Annotated in this window: 5 protein-coding genes; 3 read left to right on the top strand and 2 right to left on the bottom strand. The window is 71.2% G+C overall.

The genetic code is table 11. The annotated features are described in order from the left end of the window. Positions 1–951 (bottom strand): glycoside hydrolase N-terminal domain-containing protein (locus ACZ6TI_RS27675; RefSeq protein WP_465348063.1); only part of this gene is annotated, 951 nt, incomplete at its 3' end. Between the two features lie 14 nt (positions 952–965). Here ACZ6TI_RS27675 and ACZ6TI_RS27670 point away from each other — a divergent pair. Genes ACZ6TI_RS27670 through ACZ6TI_RS27660 form a run of 3 tightly spaced genes read left to right on the top strand, consistent with a single transcriptional unit; the run spans position 966 to position 5306 of the window. Then, positions 966–2690, top strand: coding sequence for a beta-galactosidase (locus ACZ6TI_RS27670; RefSeq protein ID WP_465348062.1), 1725 nt, complete (start codon positions 966–968; stop codon positions 2688–2690). Between the two features lie 49 nt (positions 2691–2739). Continuing rightward, a complete protein-coding gene (locus ACZ6TI_RS27665) occupies positions 2740–3330 on the top strand; it encodes a molybdopterin-dependent oxidoreductase (RefSeq protein WP_465348061.1) in 591 nt (196 codons plus the stop codon). After that, complete coding sequence (locus ACZ6TI_RS27660; RefSeq protein WP_465348060.1) at positions 3330–5306, top strand: putative bifunctional diguanylate cyclase/phosphodiesterase; 1977 nt, start codon at positions 3330–3332, stop codon at positions 5304–5306. Before ACZ6TI_RS27665 ends, ACZ6TI_RS27660 begins: the two co-directional genes overlap by 1 nt. 11 nt (positions 5307–5317) lie before the next feature. Here ACZ6TI_RS27660 and ACZ6TI_RS27655 read toward each other — a convergent pair whose 3' ends face one another. Beyond that, positions 5318–6058, bottom strand: coding sequence for an esterase family protein (locus ACZ6TI_RS27655; protein ID WP_465348059.1), 741 nt, complete (start codon positions 6056–6058; stop codon positions 5318–5320). Positions 6059–6118 lie beyond the last annotated feature (60 nt).

Here is a 6118-nt window from a genome sequence, read left to right as displayed (position 1 = left end):
GTTGCTGTCGTTGCTGTCGTTGCTGTCGTTGCTGTCGTTGCTGTCGTTGCTGTCGTTGCTGTCGTTGCTGTCGTTGCTGTCGTTGCTGTCGTTGCTGTCGTTGCTCTCGTCGCCGAGGTGGAGGTGGACTCGCGTCATCAGGTCGGCGTGCATGGCGACGTGGGTGGCGAGGAGATCGTCGAAGGTGCCGGGGCTGTCCTGGTCGGGTTCGCCGGGCAGGAGGGTGCGCACGATGAGGGTGCCGTCGCTGCGATCGTCGACGACCACCCGCGCCGCTGTTTCGTCTCCCGCCCGGCGGGCTGCGGCGTCGGCCTCGACGGGCGCTGCGGCGTCGGCCTCGACGGGCGCGCCAGCGCACCCGGTCCCGGGCGCCGCCACCTCCCCCACCCAGGCACTGGGTGGGCTGAAAATTACCGGCCAGGTATGACGTTTTCCTCGCTCTATCCACAGCCGCCCGCGGCCGCCGGTGCCGCGGACGTCAGCGTCAGCGTCCGGGATCGCCTCCAGCGAAACCGTCCCATCAAACCCGGTCAGCCGCACCACCACAGCATCCACAGCCCGCGACACGAACACCGAAAGCCCACCACCATCCCACCCCACCGACACGACCCCGGTCCCGATGTCCACCGACCGCGAAGTGCACCGACCCCCAGGCCGCACCACCAACGTCGCCAACCCCACGAACGCATCGATCGGCACAGTCGCGGCATAGGCGGGATCCTGCTCACGGGCCGCCGTGCAAACCGCCGAAGCCGCCTCCGCATACCGCCCGGCCCGCAGCAGCCCCCGCAACGAGGGCAGCATCCCCGCGGTGTCCGGCGCGGCCAGCGGCGGGTGCACGGGCATGAACACCCGCTCGTGCGACAGCGTCAGCCGCACCTCGAACGGCCCGCCGTGCACGAGCACACCCTGCCGCCCGTTCCCACTGACGAGCGCGTGTTCCCACTCCATGACGGAGAAATCTAGTGATCCTCTACGGCGGCGACTACAACCCCGAGCAATGGCCCGACGAGGTTCGCCGCGAGGACGTCGAGCTGATGCGCCAAGCCAAGATCAACGCCGTCACCGTCGGCGTCTTCTCGTGGTCCACGATGGAATCAAGACCAGGCGAATACGACTTCGGCTGGCTCGACGAGACGATGGACCGGATGGCGGAGGCGGACATCGGCGTCGTGCTGGCCACCCCGACCGCATCGCCGCCGCCCTGGCTGGGGCGACAGAGCCCCGAGACGCTCACCGTGGACGCGACCGGGTCAAGGCTCAGCCACGGCAGCCGGGACACCTACTGTGCGAGTTCGCCGGTCTACCGCGCCGCCTGCAAGAGGATCGCCGCCGCGCTGGGAGACCGCTACGCCGACCACCCCGCGCTGATCATGTGGCATGTGCACAACGAATACGGCACCGGCTGCCACTGCGATCTGGCAGCGGCCGCATTCCGGCGCTGGCTCGCAGCGCGCTACCAGACCCTGGACGCGCTCAACGACGCGTGGACCACGACGTTCTGGAGTCAGGGCTACACCGCGTGGGGGGAGATCTTGCCGCCGCGCGCGACGCGCTATCTGCCGAACCCCGCCCAGGTGCTCGACTTCCGCCGGTTCACCTCCGACGAGCTGCTGGGCGCCTATATAGAGCAGCGCGACCTGCTGCGCGAGGCCTCTCCGGGCATTCCGGTGACCACCAACTTCGTGCTCGGCGGCTGGGTGCCGGTCGATCATGCGCGGTGGGCGCGCGAGGTGGACGTGGTGGCGATCGACCACTATCCGGACGACGCCGGCCGGGCCGCCGAGGAGCAGGCCGCGTTCGCCTTCGACCGGGCTCGCGGGTGGGCGCGCGGCGGTCCGGGGGAGTGGATGCTGATGGAGACCGCGCCCAACCTGATCTACACGCCGGGACGGATGCACGCCAAGGAGCCGGGGCGGATGGCCCGGCAGGCGCTCGACGCGGTGGACCGGGGTGCGGTCGGGGTCCTCTACTTCCAGTGGCGGGCGCCGCGCGGGGGTGCGGAGCTGTTCCACTCGGCGCTGGTGCCGCACGCGGGACCGGACAGCCGGGTGTTCCGCGAGGCGGTCGAGCTGGGCGGTCTTCTGCGGACAAAACCCCAGATCCGGGTACGAGCGGACGTCGCGATCGTGCACGACGAGCCGTCGGACTGGGCGTTGCGGGCGCCAGGGCTTCCGGTGGACGGGCTGGACGCGGCGGACGAGGCGTTCCGGGCGCACCGGGAGCTGTGCCGGCTCGGCGTGACCGTGGACGTGATCGGGGATCTGCGGCTGCTGCCCGCGTACCGGATGGTGGTTCTGCCGATGCACCACCTGATGTCGGACGATCAGGCCGACCTGCTCCGGGCCTGGGTCTCGGCCGGCGGCCGCCTGGTGGTCACGTTTCTCAGCGGGGTGGCCGACGAATGCGGGCGGATCCGCACCGGCGGCTATCCGGGGGCGCTGCGCGACCTGCTCGGCATCCGGGTGGAGGAGTTCGTGCCGCCGGCCGGGCCGCTGACCCTGGACAACGGCTGGACCGCCGACCTGTGGGCGGAGACCGTGCACGCGCGCGGCGCCGAGGTGGTCGCGCGCTATCCCGGCGGTGGCCCGGCGATCACCCGGCACGCGGTCGGTGAGGGTGTGGCGTGGTACGTCTCGACGCGGCTGACGACCGGTTACGACGAGCTGCTGAAAGACGTACCTCGCTGACTCAGGGTATTTGGCTCAGAACGAAGTGTGACCGGCCGATCAGGAGGCCATGCGTTCGACGAAGCTGGCGCTCTGCGCCGTAGTCATGGTGACCCTGGGCCTGGCCGGCTGTGCCGAGACGTCCGCCGAGACCGCGGCGCCGGCCGCCACCTCCAACGCGAACGCGGGCACTCAGCTCACCGCGGCCTCGCTGACCGTCGGCCAGCAGGTGCCGACGCCGTCCGGCAAGACCGTGCTGACCCTGACCGGCAAGATCACCCACGGCAACAAGGACGGCACCCTGGTGCTGGACCTGACCACCATCGAGCGTCTCGGCATGCGCCAGGTCCGCCTCTACGAGCCGTGGGTGAAGCAGAACCTCGAGCTCCGCGGCGTCTGGCTGGCCGACCTGCTGACCGTGGCGGGCGTCGCGGACGGCGCGACCAAGCTGCACATCACCGCGCACGACGACTACACCGTCGACATCCCGCTCACCGACGTGCGGGCCGGCGACATCATGCTCGCCACCCGCGGCGGCGACGGCGCCGGCCTCGCCGCGGACGGCGGCGGGCCGACCCGCGTCGTCTACCTGGACGGGGTCGAAGCGGGCAAGAACGCGGACCAGTGGATCTGGAGCCTCAAGTCCATCGACGTGCAGTGATGCCCGAGCGACCGGACGGCACCGGAGGGTCCACCGCCGGCCGATGGCAGCGCGCCACGCAGATCCTGCTGGTGGTCGTCATGGTCGGCGCCACCGGCGGGATCCTCGGCATGGTGGTGCGCAACTCGGTGCTGCTCGGCCGGATGACCACCGACGTCTCGATCGCCCAGCAGCGCGCCACCAACCTGCACAACCTGCAGGTCGCCGTGCTGCACCTGAAGCTCGAGCTGACCGACCCGGGGGAGAGCGACGACGACACCGACCTCGACCTGCGCCGCGGCCTGCTGGTGCGGATGTGCGTGATCGTGGTCAACCTGTTCCCGGCCTCCTCGCCGCAGGCACAGGAGATGTCCGGGATCCGCGGCGCCCTCGACCGCTTCCCCTGGGACCGGGTGACCACCGGCGATCCGGCCTTCCAGGCGTCCGCCAAGACCCTGGTCTCCCAGGTCGAGGTCCGGGTCCGGGCGATGTACGACGAGCAGGAGAAGCTCTTCTACGAGGCCACCGCCCAGTCGCTGGACGCCAAGCGGGACAACCAGAACGCGCTCGGCGTGCTCGTCTCCCTGGTGGTCGTGCTCGCCGTCTGCTGGCTGGTGGTGCTGCGCCGGCGCACCCGCGATCGGCTGGCGTCGGCCTACTCCGCGCTGCTCACCGAGGTGTCCGAGCGCCGCGCGCTGCAGGACCAGCTCAGCCATCGGGCGTTCCACGACGTGCTCACCGGGCTGCCGAACCGCGCGCTGTTCGTGCGCCGGCTCGAGGAGGAGATCAGCGCGGGCGGCGCCCGGCCGTCGGTGCTGCTGGTCGACCTGGACGGCTTCAAGAACGTCAACGACACCCTCGGCCACCAGGCCGGCGACGAACTGCTGCAACGCGCCGGCGAGCGGCTGCTGGCCTGCGTGCGGGCCGGCGACACGGTGTCCCGGCTGGGCGGCGACGAGTTCGCCGTGGTGGTGCGCGCGGGCGCCGACGGCGCGGCCGAGGCGATCAGCCGGCGGCTCATCGACGCGCTGCGCGAGCCGGTGCGGGTGGCCGGGCAGGAGCTCGGGATCAGCGCCAGCGTCGGCATCGCGCACCTCGACGATCAGGCCTCGGCGGGCGAGCTGCTGGCCGACGCGGACATCGCGATGTATGCCGCGAAGACCTCCGGCAAGGCCCGCTTCGAGCTGTTCCAGCGGGACCTGCGCGACCGGGCCCGGCGGCGGGCGCGGCTCGAGCAGCAGCTCGCCCGGGCGGTCGACCAGGGCGAGATCGAGACGTACTACCAGCCGATCGTCGACCTTCGCGACGACCGGGTGGTCGCGGTCGAGGCGCTGGCCCGCTGGCGGCATCCGACCGACGGGCTGGTGTCGCCGGCCGAGTTCATCCCGGCGGCCGAAGAGACCGGGCTGATCCGCGAGATCGGGCGCGAGGTGCTGAACCAGGCCTGCCGCACGGTGCAGGCCTGGCGGCGGTCGGTGCCGGGGTGCGAGGGCCTGACGGTGACCGTGAACGTCTCCGTACGCCAATTGCTCTCCGGGATCTTCACCACCCACCTGCTCGCCGCCCTCGCCGAGAGCGGGCTCCCCGCCACCGCCCTGACGCTGGAGATCACCGAGAGCATGGCGCTGGAGGACAGCGAGGTCGTCACCGCCGAGCTGGAAAAGATCAGATCCCTCGGGGTACGCCTGGCGATGGACGACTTCGGGGCCGGATATTCGTCCGTGGCCTCCCTGCTGCGCCTCAAGGTGCACGTCCTCAAGATCGACAAGACGTTCCTGGACCTGGACCACCGCAACCGCGGCACGCTGCTGCGGGCGGTCACCGAGATGGGCCACACGCTCGGCCTCACCGTGGTGGCCGAGGGCGTGGAGACCACCGAGCAGCTGGCGCACCTGCGCGCGGCCGGCTGCGACCTGGCCCAGGGTTACCTGCTGGCCCGCCCGATGCCGGCCGCGGACGCCCGCCGGCACCTGCACAACGCCGAGGTCCTGCTCTAGACGCTGAGCCGTCAGACGAAGCGAGGCAGGTGGTGCGCGAACTGCGCCCGCCAGGACGGCCAGTCGTGCGGCACGTCGTGCCCCCACAGGTCCAGCTCGTGCCGGATGCCCTTCTCGGCCAGCACGCCGGCCATCCGCCGGGTGGCCGCCAGCGAGCCGGTGGTGTCCTCCCACTGGCCCTGGCCGCAGACCAGCAGCAGCGACAACCGCGAGCGCAGCCAGTCGAGGTGGTCGCCGTGCGCGTTCGCCACGTAGTCGACCGGGCTGTTGAAGTAGACCGCGTCGCCGCTCTCGCCCCATCCGCCCCACGTCTTCGGGTCGTAGTTGCCGGAGAAGCAGAGCGCCAGCGGGAAGACGTCGGCGCGCTTGAAGGCGAAGTTCAGCGCGTGATAGGCGCCCAGCGACACGCCCGCCGTGACGATCTCGGCCGCGTCGCCGCTGTCCCCGCGGATGTGCGGCACCACCGCGTCCAGCACCCACGACTCGTAGTGGGTGTGGCCGCGGGCGCGATCCTCCAGTGGCAGGTGCCGGGCCGACCAGGTGCCGGCGTCGAAGGAGCCCGCGCAGTAGAGCTTGACCCGGCCGGCCTCGATCAGGTCCTCGACCGCGCCGACCATGCCGAACTTCGCGAACTCGTGGGCGCCGCCGCCCTCGCTGGGGAAGACCAGCACCGGCCGGCCGTAGTGGCCGTAGGCCATCAGAGTGCCGGTGACGCCCGCCGGGGTGGAGAGCTCCACCGAGTAGTGCCGCATGCCACGGGTCTACCACAACCGACGCCTCTCGATCAGATCTCGAAGTCGGCTTTCCCTGGG

Source organism: Actinoplanes sp. NPDC051388 (assembly GCF_055586225.1).
This window is presented reverse-complemented; position numbering and strand designations above follow the sequence as displayed.

Bases quoted from the DNA above. Each gene is read 5' to 3' on its own strand.
- ACZ6TI_RS27665 (WP_465348061.1), top strand. From the start codon at position 2,740: ATGCGTTCGACGAAGCTGGCGCTCTGCGCCGTAGTCATGGTGACCCTG.
- ACZ6TI_RS27660 (WP_465348060.1), top strand. From the start codon at position 3,330: ATGCCCGAGCGACCGGACGGCACCGGAGGGTCCACCGCCGGCCGATGG.
- ACZ6TI_RS27655 (WP_465348059.1), bottom strand. From the start codon at position 6,058: ATGCGGCACTACTCGGTGGAGCTCTCCACCCCGGCGGGCGTCACCGGC.